General features: G+C 60.4%; 12 protein-coding genes. 5 read left to right on the top strand and 7 right to left on the bottom strand.

Annotated elements, in window-relative coordinates; translation table 11 throughout:
- Nucleotides 1-106: 106 nt before the first annotated feature.
- Nucleotides 107-1021, bottom strand: coding sequence for a LysR family transcriptional regulator (locus BUS06_RS25885; protein ID WP_074267246.1), 915 nt, complete (start codon nucleotides 1019-1021; stop codon nucleotides 107-109).
- Between the two features lie 330 nt (nucleotides 1022-1351).
- Nucleotides 1352-2536, bottom strand: coding sequence for a porin (locus BUS06_RS25880; protein WP_074267245.1), 1185 nt, complete (start codon nucleotides 2534-2536; stop codon nucleotides 1352-1354).
- A 669-nt stretch (nucleotides 2537-3205) separates the two neighbouring features.
- Between BUS06_RS25880 and BUS06_RS25875 the strand changes: the two genes are divergently transcribed.
- Complete coding sequence (locus tag BUS06_RS25875) at nucleotides 3206-4759, top strand: methyl-accepting chemotaxis protein (protein WP_083611602.1); 1554 nt, start codon at nucleotides 3206-3208, stop codon at nucleotides 4757-4759.
- Nucleotides 4760-4926: 167 nt separating this feature from the next.
- On the opposite strand, the gene BUS06_RS25870 is transcribed toward BUS06_RS25875, so the two are convergent.
- Both BUS06_RS25870 and BUS06_RS25865 read right to left on the bottom strand, forming a co-directional pair.
- Nucleotides 4927-5286, bottom strand: coding sequence for a Rap1a/Tai family immunity protein (locus BUS06_RS25870; RefSeq protein ID WP_074267244.1), 360 nt, complete (start codon nucleotides 5284-5286; stop codon nucleotides 4927-4929).
- Nucleotides 5287-5388: 102 nt separating this feature from the next.
- Nucleotides 5389-5967, bottom strand: a complete 579-nt coding sequence (locus tag BUS06_RS25865; RefSeq protein ID WP_074267243.1) for a TetR/AcrR family transcriptional regulator — start codon at nucleotides 5965-5967, stop codon at nucleotides 5389-5391.
- Nucleotides 5968-6089: 122 nt separating this feature from the next.
- Here BUS06_RS25865 and BUS06_RS25860 point away from each other — a divergent pair, with 122 nt between their 5' ends.
- The 4 genes from BUS06_RS25860 to BUS06_RS25845 all read left to right on the top strand — a co-directional run bounded on the left by BUS06_RS25860 (nucleotide 6090) and on the right by BUS06_RS25845 (nucleotide 11215).
- Nucleotides 6090-7067, top strand: a complete 978-nt coding sequence (locus BUS06_RS25860; RefSeq protein WP_074267242.1) for an SDR family NAD(P)-dependent oxidoreductase — start codon at nucleotides 6090-6092, stop codon at nucleotides 7065-7067.
- Between the two features lie 284 nt (nucleotides 7068-7351).
- Entirely contained in the window at nucleotides 7352-8959 is a 1608-nt protein-coding gene (locus tag BUS06_RS25855) for a sugar ABC transporter ATP-binding protein (RefSeq protein WP_074267241.1), read from the top strand.
- A complete protein-coding gene (locus BUS06_RS25850; protein ID WP_074267240.1) occupies nucleotides 8956-9954 on the top strand; it encodes an ABC transporter permease in 999 nt (332 codons plus the stop codon). The genes BUS06_RS25855 and BUS06_RS25850 overlap by 4 nt, the downstream gene beginning before the upstream one ends.
- A gap of 118 nt (nucleotides 9955-10072) precedes the next feature.
- A complete protein-coding gene (locus BUS06_RS25845) occupies nucleotides 10073-11215 on the top strand; it encodes a substrate-binding domain-containing protein (protein WP_074267239.1) in 1143 nt (380 codons plus the stop codon).
- A gap of 174 nt (nucleotides 11216-11389) precedes the next feature.
- On the opposite strand, the gene BUS06_RS25840 is transcribed toward BUS06_RS25845, so the two are convergent.
- From BUS06_RS25840 to BUS06_RS25830, 3 genes are all read right to left on the bottom strand, one after another.
- Nucleotides 11390-13057 (bottom strand): ankyrin repeat domain-containing protein, encoded by a 1668-nt coding sequence (locus BUS06_RS25840; RefSeq protein ID WP_074267238.1) that lies wholly within the window; start codon nucleotides 13055-13057, stop codon nucleotides 11390-11392.
- Between the two features lie 184 nt (nucleotides 13058-13241).
- Nucleotides 13242-15389, bottom strand: a complete 2148-nt coding sequence (locus BUS06_RS25835; protein WP_074267237.1) for a tetratricopeptide repeat protein — start codon at nucleotides 15387-15389, stop codon at nucleotides 13242-13244.
- Nucleotides 15390-15458: 69 nt separating this feature from the next.
- Entirely contained in the window at nucleotides 15459-16355 is an 897-nt protein-coding gene (locus BUS06_RS25830) for a fructose bisphosphate aldolase (protein ID WP_074267236.1), read from the bottom strand.
- Nucleotides 16356-16465 lie beyond the last annotated feature (110 nt).

The following is a 16465-nucleotide window of genomic DNA, read 5'->3' as shown; positions in this document are numbered from 1 at the left end:
GTCTATATTCCCCGCAGCCGGCAAAACAGAGCTAAAAAGGGAATCTCTTTCGCGATGAATGGGAAACTGGGAAAGAGCAGCCGGGATTACCCTGGCCACGTGACTATTACGCTGTCCAGTGACGCTCGTACTCGTTCTGCTGAAACCGCTCGACGAGTGCATCGATAAACAGCCGAACCTTCACCGGCATATGCGCGCGTGTCTGAAAGGCAATGTTGATCGTCAGCCGCGGCAAATCCCAGTCATTCAGCACAGGGACGAGGCGGCCGGCTTTGAGGTCGTCGTAGACGATGTACTTGGGCTGCACGAGGATGCCCAGGCCGTCGAGGGCCGCGACCCGCAATATCTGGCCGTCGTTGGATTCGAGGAGAGGCTTGACCTTGACGAGGACCGATTCGCCCGTTCGGCAAAATGCGAGCTCGCGCGGATTGTCGGCGAGTGCATAATTCAATATCTTGTGCCGGGTCAGTTCCGCGGGAAGGCGTGGCGAGCCATTTGCTTCGAGATACGAAGGAGCCGCGGCCAATATTCGCCGGGTCGAGGCAAGCCGCTTCACCGTTATGTTGCTGTCTGCTTCAAGAACCTTGGTACGGATGGCGACGTCGATGCCATTCTCAATGATGTCGTGGTAGCGATTCGCCGCCACCACATCTACCGTAATGTCTGGATAACGCGCTGTAAATTCCGGAAGCATCGGTGCAACGTGCAGCATGCAGAACGAGAGCGATGCAGTAACACGCAGTACGCCACTCGGTCGAACTGTCGCCTCCTTGATAACCGACTCGGCTTCACCCAGATCTGCGAGTATGGACTTACAACGTCGATGGAACTCTGCCCCAGCTTGCGTGAGATAAAGATTGCGTGTCGTCCTGCGCACGAGCTGGACGCCAAGCCGGGTTTCCAGCGCGATCAGGTACCGGCTTGCCGCAGAGATGGAAAGGTCCACGACCTCCGCGGCGCGGCTTATGCTGCCCGACTCGGCAACCTCGACAAAAAGCCGTAGTTCCTTGAACTGATCCATCTCTTATCAGCTCGGAATGCAATTGCTGCGGTGGCCTTGGGTGGCTTCGATTTCATCTGCCTGCCCCAATGCGATCGCTCGCGCAATGCCGGATAAACTGCCTTGCACAGTGTCTCTCTCCATTTATAGGCCAAGCATAGCCCCAGGAACCATCGCCGGGGCAGCGGAAACACATCAAAAACACCTCAGGAATTTTCTCCCATTCCGGCCCGCGTCAGCGGTGTCGCCATCTTCATGGGGCGAATACGCGGCAAAACGCCTGACGGAAAGGGTTTTCCGTCAGGCAAACCAGATGTGACCGCCACCGCGACATGAACCCTTGCGTGTCTCCTAGAACTGGGTGGCGACACCTGCGATTACGCCGAACTGGCTCTTGCCATAGTTCGGGTTGGTGCTGGACGCGTTGCTGTTCGTCGGGTCGTCGTTGCTGTTCGCACCGTACAGCCCACTGTCGAGCCCAAGGTTGGACGTCGAACTGTTGCGGACGTAACCGAGCTCGGTATACAGAAGCGTGCGCTTCGAGAGCGAATAGTTCGTACCCAGTGTGTATAGCGTCGCGTTGCCATTACCCCGGTTGGCATTGGCGTGGTAAACCGCACCGGTGACCGAAAGCGCCGTCGTCGTGTGCCAGATCGCCCCAAGCCACTCGTGATTGACCGCTGTCGGCAGCGATGTGCCTGCCGGCAGCGTGCTTGGAGTGGCCGTCCCATAGTATCCGGCATTGGACGCATCGGGTGCGCTGAGGTGCTGATAGCCGATGAACGCTACGACCGGGCCAATTGCGTACGTTCCACCCGTGAGGATCGAGCGCGAGGCCAGGTACACATTGCTGAACTGGCCGTTAGGATCGCGCACCTCATCGTATGTCGCCTGCCAGAAAAGGCTGCCGGTCTGATACGAAAGCTTGATGCCGTCCGTTCTCCCCTGCGCACTACCCAAGCCGCTTGAGGTTCCCAACTGGCCTGGTGCGCTTCCCGGACTTCCGGAGTTCCATTTCGTCGAGTTTGTCAGGTCGTATTGGCCTTGCACCGTGAACCCGCCTACCAGCGGCGACAGATACTCTATGCCGTTACCCGCCTGCGAAAAGATCCGGCCACGCACCAGTGTACCGATCGCATATTTCTCGGTCTGTTGAGGATCGACATCGCCCGAATACTGGCTGATTTCAGCCGAGCCCATATTGCCTAACTTCACTTGACCCCACGTGTCGTTATGCAAACCAACGGTCGCCTGCCCCTCGAAGAAGCTGCCGTTGGCAAAGCTACCGTTGACTGTGTTGAGGCGAGACTCAAGGTGGAAAATGGTCTGGGTACCGCCGCCGATATCTTCTGCGCCCTTGAGGCCAAATCTCGACTGGGCCCATCCCCCGCTCTCTGCGCCGAACACGTGCCCCTTCGGCATACCGGTCTCGTATGCGATCCCGTTGTCTACGATGCCATACAGCGTGACGCTGCTTTGTGCAGTCGCCGACGCCGCCGCTGTCATTGCAAACATCCCAATCAGAACCTTCCTCATCACATCTCCTATATATGTAGTACTACTATTTTAATCGCCGGTCCAATGGAAACCTGACTACGGCGATTTGATGCTGCCGGCAATTTCAGATCCAGGTGGGAGAGCGTGCCATCAGCGACTCGCACGGAGATGCCACGCTCTCCCGAATCCGGTTCAAAGAAAATCAGGTCTGCCGACTATCCTGCTGGTTAAGTTGCGCTCGCTTGTTGCAGTTGCTAGCCGTTCGACAACAACAAGATCCAGGCGGTTGCTGAACGCGTTCGCTGAGTGCGGTTGGTCGAAGGACAGGGGGATCGCCAAGCTGGGGCTGCTTGCGGTAAGGCGCGTCTCCATCGTCGTTCTCGTTTGACTCTGGCCCGAGTGTATATTCGTCAACGATGGAGACATAGAGCCGAAAGGGGAATCTCTTTCGCAGAAATCGGGAAAATCGAAGCGGTCAAGGACCAGCCGAACAGTTGACGTTACACGCGGCGACCACGCATACACCAGACTGGTGTCCGTTAGCGAATCATGCATGGTTCGTCACATCAGGATATCCCTACATCAGTTTCAGCAACACCCTATGGATAGCACCTTCAGTCTCCGCCGTTTCAGCCGTATACCTGTAGTGACCGAACTCCGAAACCGCTAATGGGCATCTTCGCCCTTTAGTCATTGAAGAAAGCCACTATGCCGACCTTTATGTCCAACTTGCCCATCGCCAAACGACTGGGTGCCGGTTTTGTGCTGGTATTGATCATGTCGTTGATCAGCATCGTCATAGGGCTTGCGCGCCTCTCGTCTGTGGCGCAGGCAACCCGCGATATGGTTGCCAGTCCAATCCGGACCGAGCGGCTTATCAACGACTGGTCGCGCAACATCAATACCGCTGTCACCCGCACAACCGCGATCGCCAAGAGCGCTGACCCAAGCCTCGCCAGTTACTTCGTGGAGGAAGCCGCAGCTTCGTCCAAGGTGTCGGGAGCGTTGCAAAAGTCGATAGAAGCTTTGATGAGTTCGGACGAGGAAAAGTCCTTGTTTGCCGCCATTGGCGAACAGCGCAAGATTTTCATTTCTACCCGCGACGAGATCTACGCGCTGAAAAAGGCGGGCAAAGCCGACGAGGCGAACCAGGTGCTGGAGCAAAAGTTCATACCGGCCTCCCGGCTCTTCGTGACGAAAATTGATGCCCTGGTGAACCATCAGCGCGAGGAAATTGACACGGTAGCAACGCAGATCGACGCCAACTACCAGTTCAGCCGCACGCTGATGATTGCTTTGGGAGTGGTCAGCCTGCTGCTGAGCGTGGTGTGCGCGTGGCTCATCTCTGGGAGTATCACCAGGCCGCTGGTGAAGGCCTCCGCGGTGGCCCGTCAGGTCGCCGAAGGCGATTTGACCGCCCGTATCGACAATCAAAGCACCGACGAAGTCGGCCAGTTGCTCAGCAGCCTGAGAGACATGCAAAGCAGCCTGGTGCGCGTTGTCTCCAACGTGCGCTCCGGATCGGAAAACGTGGCCACTGCCAGCGCCGAAATCGCGCAAGGCAACGACGACCTCAGCGCTCGCACGGAAAGTCAGGCCAGCGCCCTGGAACAAACCGCCGCCTCCATGGAAGAGCTCGGCTCCACCGTGCGCCAGAACGCCGACAACGCCCGTCAGGCGAACCAGTTGGCCATGAACACCTCCACAGTCGCCATCCAGTGTGGCGAAGTCGTCAACCAGGTCGTGGAGACCATGAAGGGTATCAACGACAGCTCCAGGAAAATCGCCGACATCATTGGCGTGATTGATGGCATTGCCTTCCAGACCAACATCCTCGCCCTGAACGCAGCGGTGGAGTCAGCCCGGGCCGGCGAGCAAGGCCGTGGCTTCGCGGTAGTAGCCAACGAAGTGCGCAGCCTGGCCGCGCGTTCCGCCGATGCCGCCAAGGAAATCAAAAAGCTTATCAACGCCAGCGTGGAACGCGTCGCACAAGGCTCGGCCCAGGTCGAGCAGGCCGGTCTCACCATGTCCGAAGTCGTCCGTTCCATTCGCCACGTCACCGATACCATGGGTGAGATCAGTGCCGCCAGCAACGAACAATCGTTGGGCGTCGCTCAGGTCGGTGAGGCTGTCACGCAGATGGACGAGGCGACCCAGCAGAACGCAGCGCTGGTGGAACAAATGGCGGCCGCGGCCAGCAGCCTGCGCAGTCAGTCTCACGAGCTGGTACAAGTCGTCTCGGTTTTCAAACTCGCTAGCTAATAATCACGAGCCGGCGACCGCAAGCACGCGGATCGTCGCGTACGTATGGTTTGTCCGCCAGCGCTTATTCCCGCGCTTTGCTTTTATAGGCGCCAGGAAAGTGGCCGGTCAGTACGTATTCACCGACTGATCGGCGTCGTTCGCTGGTCGAATTGGCCGGCAGCCTTTCAGTCGACCGTCATGCCATGAGTCGCGCAAACCTGCCGCATCGCGCGCAGGACGATCGGCTGCATCTGCAGACTCAACGAATCGGGATTTGCTTCGAGGTACTTATCGACAATGGTGCCCACTTGTCGCGCGTCGGCATGCATCGTTCCAATGCACTGCCGAAGTTTCTCGATCTTCGCATCTGGCGCGCCAAAGACAGGAGCGTAAGAGAAACCGTCGAGCACACCAATCACGTAAGCGGTACGCATCGATTGGCTTCCGCTTTGAAAGGATTTGCCCGTGAGAAATCCATTGTTGATATCGGACGCCGGACTCGCGTGTGCGATGGAGCAAACTGTCATAAGCAAGGCCGCGGCCATTGATCTGTTCATCTGATGTCGATTCGGAGGGATTGGGGGTGCGCTATTGTGGGCCGCTATTGTGACGATTTCCGGACCGACGCCAGAGGTCGACTGCAAAAACTAGCCCGGCGGCCGCGATCCGAGCAGAAGTATGTCAACCAGTCTTTTCGCGCTTTGCTGCCAGTCCGGCGCAGACGCGACGTTGGAAACGCCCACGAGAGCGCGCAGCAGATCCAGCGGCACGAGGTCAGCGCGAATGTCGCCGCTGTCCACGGCGCGCGTCACAAGCGACTGGATCGCGTCCTTGATCTGGGCCCCGGACGATTCGAACAGCTTCGTCGACCCTCCCACGATTGAGTTCAATGCAGGCGCGATGATCTTTTTGGTGGCGATGTAGTCGACGAAAAGCATCATCCAGGATCGCAACGCATCAAGCGGAGGCAAAGACTCGGTCATCCTTCGCGCCTCCTCCGCAAGCTTGCCCACCTCAGCACGGTAGACACTCTCCAGCAGCGCCTCACGCGTGGGAAAGTGCCGGTAGACCGTGCCTACGCCGACGCCCGCCTGACGTGCCACGTCGTCGAGACTGACGTCGCTTCCCGCGTGCGTAAACGCCGTTTTTGCTTCTTCGAGGATGCGCTCGCGATTGCGTAGCGCGTCGGCCCGGGGCTTTCGTTCTTTCGGCGTCGAGTGACTCACTGCAGGTTGAATCCTTGCAAGCGGAGAATTTCTCCGGTTGATATACTGAAAAAAGCGGAGAGAGTCTCCGTTTTATCCCGGACGGGGAATGGCGTCAACGCTATTGTGATGGAGAAGCGGAAATGGCTGAGAAATTTGGAGCAACTTCAACGACAGACGACGTGCTTGCAGGCGTCGATCTTCACGGCAAGCGAATTCTTGTCACTGGTGTTTCGGCGGGACTCGGTGTGGAGACCGCCCGGGCGCTTGCAGCGCACGGAGCGAGCGTGATCGGGGCGGCCAGAGACCTGGCAAAAGCGGAGCTGGCGATTGCCGAAGCGCGGCGCGATGCCGCCGCGGCAGGCGGCAGTATCGACCTGGTCGAACTCGACCTCGCAAGCCTCGGGAGCGTCCGGGCTTGCGCCGACAAGCTATTGGCCGAGGGCAAACCGCTCGACGTCATCATTACGAATGCCGGCGTAATGGCGACGCCCTTCGGCAAAACCGCAGACGGATTCGAGACGCAATTCGGCACGAATCATCTGGGGCATTTCGTGCTCGTGAATCGCCTGGCGTCGCTGATTCCGTCTGGTGGTCGAGTGGTCGCACTGGCGTCATCCGGGCACCGTTTCGCGGACGTGGATATCGACGATCCCGGCTTTGAGCGTACGCCTTACGAGCCGTTTCTCGCCTACGGCCGCTCCAAGACCGCGAACATCCTCTTCGCGGTTGCTTTCGATCAGCGACATCGCGCGCGCGGCGTGCGGGCAGCCGCTGTTCATCCTGGCGGGATTCACACGGAGCTGGCCCGCCATATGGACGAGAGCCAGCTGACTGCACTCGTGGACAGGATCAACAGTCAGCTGGCATCGGAGGGGAAAGGACCGTTCCAGTTCAAGACGATCCCGCAGGGTGCGGCGACTTCGGTATGGGCCGCGGCGGTGGCGGCAGCCGAAGACGTGGGAGGCAGATATTGCGAAAACTGCCACGTAAGCGAAGTCGTGGCGGACGATGTTGTCATCACGCCCGTCAGCGAGGGCGTTCGCCGCTACGCTCTCGACGTTGCGAATGCTGACGCACTCTGGCGCAAGAGCGAAGAGATGGTTGGCGAGTCGTTCTGACCAACGCTTCGTCGAGCGTCATCGAAACGGGGCCCGCCGCGCCTTGACCCAGATCTTTGGCGCGGCGACCTGTGACAGCGCAACTTTCCTCACAGCTCAAATCGGTGAAAACGATAGGATCATCACAAAAATCGCGATAATTGTCGCAATTCTCCTGCCGAATGCCGGTCGAATAGGGGCTAAATGTTATTGACGCATCATATGCATGATGCGAAGATCACAAGACAGTTCGCGCCCGATCGCGAAGCATAAGCATTCGTCATACCGACGAAGGAGACATCAGGATGAGTGAGCCGGTTGCGGTCGCGGCCGCTTCATCGCCTCGACTGCCATTGATCCGCGTTACTGGCGTCACCAAGAAATTCGGTGGCGTGCAGGCGTTGCGCGGCGTCGATCTGGAAGTTCTGCCGGGTGAAGTGCATGCACTGCTCGGCGAAAATGGCGCGGGCAAATCCACCCTCATCAAGATACTTAGCGGCGTCCATACCTACGACGAAGGCTCGATCGAAATCGCCGGCCAGAAGGTCGCGTTCGAATCGCCGGCGAAGTCGCGCGAGGCGGGCGTCGCCGTCGTCTATCAGGACCTGAGTCTCGTCGAATCGCTGTCCGTTGGTGCCAACCTGATGCTTGGGCGTGAGCCGCGCACGCGGTTTGGCTTCGTCAGGCAACGCGAACTGTTGGCGCAGGTCAGCGCATTTCTGCGCGAACACAATATTCCACTCGATCCACGCGTGCCAGTCGACTCGCTGCCGTTTGCCTACCGGCAGATGACGGAGATCTGCAAGGCGCTGATGGGCGACGTGCGCGTGCTGATCCTCGACGAGCCGACGTCCGCGCTAACGGGCGGCGAAGAACAGATTCTCTTCGACGCGATTCGCGCGGTGACGGAGCGCGGCGTTGGTGTGATCTACGTGACGCACCGTCTGAACGAGGTGTTTCGTATCTCGCAGCGCGTGACCGTGTTCCGCGACGGCGCGAACGCCGGCCAGTTCGCCACGGCCGAGACCGACATGAAGCAGTTGGTCGCTGCCATCGTCGGCCCGCGTCATGCGGCGATGCAGGCCAGACAGGAAACCACCGGGGGCGTAGTGACGCAACCGGGGCTTGGCGTAGATGCTCAAGCCGCCTCACAGGTCGCACACAATGCGCCCGTGCTGACGCTATCAAACGTGAGCAATGCGCGTCTTTCCGGCGTGAACTTCTCCGTGCACAAAGGCGAAGTGCACGGCCTCGCAGGACTGATCGGCAGCGGCCGCACGGAGATTCTGCAGACGATCTTCGGCCTGCTGCCGACGCACGCAGGCACGATTGAGCTCGACGGCGAACCGCTCGCCGCTCGCCGACCCGCCGATGCCATCAGGCGCGGCATCGCGCTCGTCCCGGAAGACCGGCATCTGCAAGGGCTCGTGCTCGATCACTCGATTGAACGCAATCTGACCTTGCCGCGTCTGCCGCAGTTTTCGCGAGGCGGCTGGCTGCTCGCGAAAGCCGCTGCACAACAGGCGCGCACGGCGATGAAGCAGCTTTCCGTAAAAGCGCCCGATGCGTCGACGCAAGTGAAGTTTCTCTCCGGCGGCAACCAGCAGAAAGTCGTGTTCGCCAAATGGAATCATCCGCGGCCGAAGCTGTTGCTGCTCGATGAGCCGACGGTCGGTGTGGACGTAGGCGCGCGCGAAGAAATCTACGGCGTGGTGCGCGACGCGGCGCATGCGGGTACAGGTGTCGTAGTGGTGTCGTCGGATCTGGACGAACTGTTGCGGCTATGCGATCGCATTTCCATCGTGATGGACGGCTCGATCGAACGGACCGTCGAGCGCGCGCAGATTCGCCACGCGGAAGAACTTCACCATCTCATTCAACTTCCCCGGCCTATGGAAGAGCTTGCAACATGAACGACTCCGCTTCGCCGATGCCCGCCGAGCAACAGAGCACCCCGCGTCATGGACGCACGTGGCGGATCGCGCAGCTTCTGCTGCAAGGCGATCGCCCGTACATGCTGTATATCGCGTTTGCGATTCTGCTGGTCGTGTTCAGCTTTGCGTCGCCGTGGTTCCTCTCGATCGACAACTTCCTCAATATCGGACGGCAAACGGCGCTTGTCTCGATCATCGCGATCGGCATGACGTTCGTAATCATTGCGCGGCAGATCGACCTTTCCGTGGGATCGGCGCTGGCCTTGTCGGGGATGTCGGCGGCGCTCGCGATGTCGCACATCAGCGATAACTGGATTCTCGGCGCGATTGCGGGCATCGGCACGGGCGCGATCGTCGGCGCGATCAACGGCTTCGTCACGACGCGCCTCTCGATTCCGTCGTTTCTGGTCACGCTCGGAAGCTTGAGCGCAGCACGCGGTCTGGCGCTGATGGTTACGACGACGCGCCCCGAGATCATCACCAACGACAACTTCATCGCGATCTTCGGCGAGGGCACGATTTTTGGCGTGCCGGTGCCGATCCTCTGGACACTGCTCGCCGTGATCGGCGGCATTCTGCTGCTGCACTACAGTGTGTTCGGCCGGCAGATTTATGCGGCCGGCGGCAATCCCACGGCCGCGCTTTATTCAGGCATCAACATCCGCCGCGTGACGACGCTCGCTTTCGTGCTGACCGGCGCGCTTGCCGGCCTGGCCGCGCTCGTGCTGTCCGCGCGTTCGCATGCGGCGCGGCCCGACGTTGTGCAGGGCATGGAACTCGACGTGATCGCGTCCGTTACGCTCGGCGGCTGCAGCCTGTTCGGCGGACGCGGCTTCATTCTGGGCACGCTGCTCGGCAGCCTCATCATCGGCACGCTGAATAACGGACTCGTACTGCTCGGCGTGAGTTCGTCGCTGCAACTCGTCATCAAGGGCGTCATCATCGTCGCGGCAGTCGCGTTCACCCGCAAATAGGCACTAAGCAGTCCGAGTAAAACGGTCTCCCGTGCATGCGACGTTGCACGGCAGGCCACGCAGGGCAAGTTCAAAAACAGCTGGAGACGCAGTACAACAAGACCACCGGAGGAAGATCATGAACTATCGTCGTGGATCAGCAGCGAGGCTGGCGAGTGTCGCCGCAATCACTGCCATGACCCTGTGCTGTTCGCAGGCATTTGCGCAGGCATGCACGAATCTGCCTGTGAATTCAATTGGACCGAAGGGTATCGTCGGGCAGGGACCGAATGGCGAAAAGGCGGCGTCTGTGGATGCCGTCAAGCTGACGGATGCCGAGGCCGCCAAGGTCAAGGCCGGCAACTTCAAGGTCGGCATTTCGATGCAGACGATGAACCTCGACTGGTCGCAACTGCAGGTGCAGGGCATCACCGACACGCTGAAGAAATACGGCGTGGAAGTGATCGGCACGGCGTCGGCCGAGTATCAGGTCGACAAGCAGATTGCCGACATCGAGAACACGATCCAGCGCCATCCGAACGGCATCATCTCGATTCCGGTCGACGGCACGGCGACGGCTGCGACGTACAAGAAAGTCTCGCAGGCCGGCATCAAGCTGGTGTTCATGGACAACGTGCCGACGGGACTCAAACATCCGCAGGAGTACTCGGCAATGGTCTCGGCGGATAGCGAGGGCAACGGCCAGATCGCGGCGAAGGTGCTTGCATCGTGCGTGCCGAAGGGCGGTACGGTGGGTCTTGTGAACTTCGGCGTCGATTACTTCAGCACGACGGAGCGCACGAAGGCCGTCAACGACTGGATGAAGAAGAATCGCCCCGACATCAAGATCAAACAGGTCGCCTTCACGGACCCGTCGAAGGTCGGTCAGGTTGCCGGCGACTTCCTTACCGCCAATCCGGACGTGAAGGGTGTGTTTGCCGTTTGGGACCAGCCCGCGCTCGACACGCTGACGTCGATGCGCGCGCAGGGCCTCAACACGCCCATGACGACGGTCGACCTCGGCCTTGAGTCGGCGATTGAAATTGCCAAGGGCGGCCCGCTCAAGGCAACGGGCTCGCAACGTCCGTACGATCAGGGCGTAGCCGAAGCGATGGCGATGATGAAAGCGCTGATCGGCCAGACGCCACCGGCGTGGATCGGCGTGCAATCGCTGCCCGTCGTGCAGTCCAACGTGCTCGAATCGTACAAGACGGTATTCAAGAAGGACCCGCCGCCGCAACTGGCCGATGCCTGCAAGAAGGCAGCGCCCGCTTGCGGTTGATGACCGACGCGGTGTGACGTGTAGGTGTACGCGTGAACTTGAGAGCGAAGCCTTTGGGGGCTTCGCTCTTTTTTATTGCGCTTCGAATTCTTCGCCCCGCTTTGCGTTCTTCGCCCCTTGCGATGAATGCACCGCTATATTGCCGAAATTCAGCGCGATATAGCACTCCCCCGCTCAGCTCGCTTCGGAGCTCACGCCCCCACCTTCCAGCAAGACCTCCGTCACTGCCTCAGAAAACCGTTTCGTCTGGCCCTCGATCATTACCCGTTCCGGGTTCGACGGATCCCGCTCCACCTTGGGAAGCCCGTAAGCCAGGAGCGCGCGCGCGCAACCTGGCCAGTCCGGGTTCCGCGCCAAAACCGGCTCGTTGACAGAGGCCCAGGAAAGCGTACCGAGCACATCGTCTCCGAAGCCTTGCGTCTCACGCCAGCAAGCTCCGTGAGAAAGCAGAAAGGCCGTGAGATCCGCGTCACCGTGAAAGACAGCGTGGTTTAACGCCGTCGCATCCCAGTCTCCTCCGCGCGCGGCAATCGGCCAACCGAGTTCGACCATAAGCTTGACCGCAGAGATCGATCCCCATGCCGCGGCATCGGGCAGCAAGCGCAGCCGGTCCTCCGGCAACGCGCCTGGCAGATCCGGACGTCGGGCCTGAATACGACGCGCCTCGATCGCGTCAGCACGTCCACACGCGGCCACGAAGTCATCATCGTCGCTTAGCGTCTCCTGCACTCCGTAGGTACGCAGGAGTGCTACGACTTCCGGTAGACCGACCTGGCTCGCCAGCCGATAAGCACTGATGCCGGCGGGCGTCTGCGCGGTGGGATCGGCGCCGGCCGCCAGCAGTGCGGCAATATGGCGAGTCGATCGGCTCACGGCGATCGCACGCAGCAACGGAGGCCCCCAGACTTTCGTGGGCCCCTCTCCCGCCGGCTCGTTGGCGTCGCCACCATGCGCCAGCACCAGTTCGAGGGCAGCCGGGTCCGGCATATCTAGCGCTCGCCGCAGCGCATTCGTCCCGGCGGCACGCGCGCCGTACCGGAACAGCAAGCGCGTGCAGTCCGGATTTTCCAGCGAGTGGTAGAGCGATTCACCGTCATTGGGATCCGCGCCCGCCTCCAGAAGCATCTCTGTGAGCGCCAGATCGCGGACAACGCCGGCCGCACCGTAAAGCGCAGACAGCGGCTCCGACTCGTTGGGTTTTGCGAGAGAAGCCGGTGGAAACCGGTTACCGATACGCTGGTTAGGATCGGCCCCGGCCGCAAGAAGGTGCTGGGCGCATTCGCGTAGCGGTTCGATGAACTCCGGCAGTTGACCCAGCCTCGAGTGCGTCACCGCGACGAGCGGCGGGAGGCTTAGTGGTCCCCCCGCGCGGTTGATCCACCCGGGATCAACCGCGGTCATTCGCGACACCACTTCGAGATGCCCCGCAGCGCAGGCAACGTACGCATCCATGGCCAGAAAGCCGGGGTGTTCCTGTAGAAGCTGAACTGCAACGCGTGGCCGTGCCGCGTTATACGTTCCTGTGACATCGCCACCATAGGCGAGGCCAAGCCAGCGGCGTATCAGAGCCGCCTGATCGTGGTGCGCGAAAGCACTCGTCTCGACATACAGCGCGAGATCCGCCCAGGAAGAAAAACCGTACTCGCGCGCGATGCAGGACTGCGCGTCGTGTAGACGAAGCTGAAGCGCTATCGCTTCGCTATCTGAGCGGTGCGCGGCGGCGGGAAGATGATTGACGAAGCGGGCGATCGCTGTTGCGTTGCCGTCGCGGTAAAGACGCAACAACTCCTTCGCCTGCTTCTTGAGATGGTCGAGATTGGCCTTGGGAGGCAGCTTGTTCATGGCGGATCCTCGTGCATTGATGGCCGAAGGTCCGCAATACCGCCAGCACAAAGGATGGTGAGATATCTGACACGCTGCAACAGGTGGGTTCAACCCTTTCCGCGGACCCGGAAGCGGCCTGCACCGCTAATCCGGATGCTAGGCGATGGTGTGCTGCTCCGTCAACCCAGGCTCGAGGCGGAGGTCAGCCCTGCTGGACAGGGCTGACAAACTGCTCGATATACGCCTGCCGAACCCTTTCGACTGTAGCGAGCCAGGACTCCCCTTCGGCTCGCCGAAACAGACGCACCATATCCGGATACCAGGGCGAGTCCGCTCGTTCCTGCATCCATCGCCAGTCGACACCCGTCGTGGGAAGCAGTATCCAGCAGGGCGTACCCAGGGACCCAGCAAGATGGGCTATCGCCGTATCGACGCACACGACCAGATCCAACTGGCTGATAATTGCGGCGCTGTCGGCGAGATCCCCCACTTCCGACCCGAGGTGCAGAAGCGGTTGATCCGCGGGCGGGCATTGAGCTTCGCCCTCGCCCTGCCCTTTTTGCAGACTCACGAAGCTGACGTCAGGCAGGCTCCAGAGAGACGTCAGCGTAGCCAGCGAAGGCAGCGACCGGTGCGCGTCATTGTGGTGCTGCGGATTGCCCTTCCACACCAGCCCGACCTTGCGGCCACGCGGAAGCGTTGCGAGCCGTGAGCGCCAACGCTCGACGATCGACGGCTCCGGCACCAGGTGAAGCGGCGGCGGAATCGTCTCCAAGGTCGTACGGAGATGCCAGGGTGAGCTCAACAGGCTCGTCCAGCAGTCGAATCGCGCGGATTGCGCGAGGGCCGTTTCATGATCCACGACCTCGTCGACACCATCGACGGTGGCCATCAGCCTGCGTAAGGCAGGCGCACACGCAAACGCAATGGTCGCGGCCTCTCGCGCCTTGAGCAGCGCGAGATAACGGCCGAACTGAATCATGTCGCCAAGGCCGTCTTCCTGCCAGACCAGCAGGGATTTGCCTGCCAGATCGTCCCCTAGCCACTGTGGGCAACGTAGCAGGACGCGCGAATTGTGGTGAGCAAATCCAGGATGCTCGTAGCGCGACTCGTAAAGCTCCCATCCTTGCGCGTACTGTCCCGTGCCCAGCAGCAGCGTTCCCAGATAGAACCTGGCATCGGAATAGTTGGGACGCAATGCGAGCGCTTGCCGGAATGCGGTTTCGGCCTCCGGCAGACGATTGAGGCGCTTCAACGTGCTACCGAGATTGTAGTGAGCCTCGGCGTATCCGGGACGTAAGGCGGCCGCCTGCTGAAAGTGCGCAACGGCTTCGGGCAGACGCTCGAGTGCTCCGAGCACGCAGCCGAGGTTGTGATGCGCCTCCACGATTCCCGGCCGGCAGCGAAGCGCCTGCGTATAAGCCTCCTCGGCCTCGGCTAGCCGATTGAGCGCATAGAGCACATTCCCGAGGTTATGGTAAACCTCGGCATAGTCCGGGTTGGATGCGATAGCTTGCCGGAAAGCGGCCTCTGCTTCGGGCAGACGCTTGAGTTGGAGCATCACAGCACCGAGATTCGCGTGTGCTTCCGAATAGTCGGGTTGAATGGTCGATGCGAGCCGAAACGCGAGCTCGGCCTCGCGGAGCCGGTTGAGCCCCAGCAATACTCCGCCCAGGCTGTTCAAGGCAGCGGGATTGTCCGGCTTCAGCCGCAGCGCTTGCCCGTAAGCCACCTCTGCCTCCGAAAGGCGTCCTTGCTCCTTGAGCACGTTGCCGAGGTTGTGGTGCGCTTCGACAAAATCGGGACGCGCCGCCACAGCAAACCTGTATGCGGTCTCGGCATCGTGGAGCCGGCGAAGCTCGTGAAGTGCGAGGGCCAGATTGAAGTGGGCCTGCGCATAGCCGGGGCGAATTGCAATTGCCTGCCGGTATGCCGTCTCCGCCTCGAGCAAATAGCGGAGATCATGCAGAGCCGCGCCGAGATTGTGGTGAACCTCGGCAACGCCGGGCCGAATTTTTTGCAACTCCTTGTAGATCGCCACGGCCTCCGCAGGACGCTTGAGCGACATGAGCAACGTACCGAGGCTGTCATAGGCCGCAGCGAAATCAGGCTGCAGGTCGATACATTGGCGCCAATACGTTTCCGCATCCGCCAGCCGGTTCAGGCCGAGCGAGCACGCCGCAGCGATGTTGAGCGCCTCAGCGCGAAGCCCTGGAGGAACAGTTACGGTCGAGTCGAGTGCTGGCTGAACAATGGACAACGCTTCGGAAAATTTTCTCTCCGAATAGCGTGAAATGGCTTGCTGAATGCGGTCTGTGACGGGAAGCGCGGGCTTCGGCGCGAGTGGCATGGGATGTGGATTGTCTTCGGAGGCGCCCCAAGATCTTGATCCGCCAGGGGCGCCCTCCTGCAAGTTGCGTCAGACCTTGGCGACTGAGGCCTGATAGATCTCTTCGATGGCTTCCTTGAGCGTCGAGTCGAACTCACTATCGCTCATCGATACCTTGAGTTCGTTGATCAAGGCCCTGGAGAAGCTGGCGATCATGCCGTGATTTTTAGCGAGCCGTTGACACGCGTCGGTGCGCGTATAACCGCCGGAAAGCGCGACGACCCGTGCCACACGCGGATGATCGATCAGCGGACGATAGAAGTCCGGTACGTCAGGTATGGTCAGCTTGAGCATCACCTGACGGCTCTCCGGCAACGCGTCGAGACCTTTAGTCAGTTCCGCGAGCAGCGTGGCTTCCGCGCCCGGCTTGTCCGGACTCTTGATCGAAATCTCGGGTTCCAGAATCGGCATGAGACCGTGGCCGTCGATCTGCGCACCCAGTTCAAACTGTTGCTTCACGATCGCAGCGATACCCTCTTTCGAATTCAGCTTGATGACCGAACGCATCTTCGTGCCGCAGATACCGAGTTTCACCGCCCGCTCGAGCAGCGCGTCCAGCCCAGGAATCGGTTTCATCAGCTGGACACCGTCCGCTTCGTCCTGCAGGCCCTTATCGACCTTCAGGAACGGCACGACGCCGCGATCCTCCCACAGGAAGGCCGGAACCGGCTTCCCCTGAGCCTGCCCGTCCATGGTGGCTTCGAACAGAATAGCTCCGATGACCTTGTCCCCGGTAAAGGCGGGCGCCGTGATGATGCGCACCCGCATCTCGTGGATCAGTTTGAACATCTCGGCGTCGCCACTGTAGGCGCTCTCCGGGATGCCATAAAGCTTCAGGGCGCCGGGGGTCGACCCACCGCTTTGGTCCAGGGCCGCGAAAAATCCCTGTTTTTCACGAACTTGCGTCAGCATCTTCTCATCAGCCACGATTTGCTCCCTTTTTCGACAATGGAAATCGGACCAGCACGCCCAGTCGGGACATAGTGCTCAATACGGTCAGTGTATCAAACGCCCATCACATACTGTTCTCCGGGCCG

It is taken from the genome of Paraburkholderia phenazinium (assembly GCF_900141745.1).
Classification (GTDB): domain Bacteria; phylum Pseudomonadota; class Gammaproteobacteria; order Burkholderiales; family Burkholderiaceae; genus Paraburkholderia; species Paraburkholderia phenazinium_B.
Note: the sequence above shows the minus strand (reverse complement) of the source record. Positions and strands in the feature narration are given on the sequence as shown.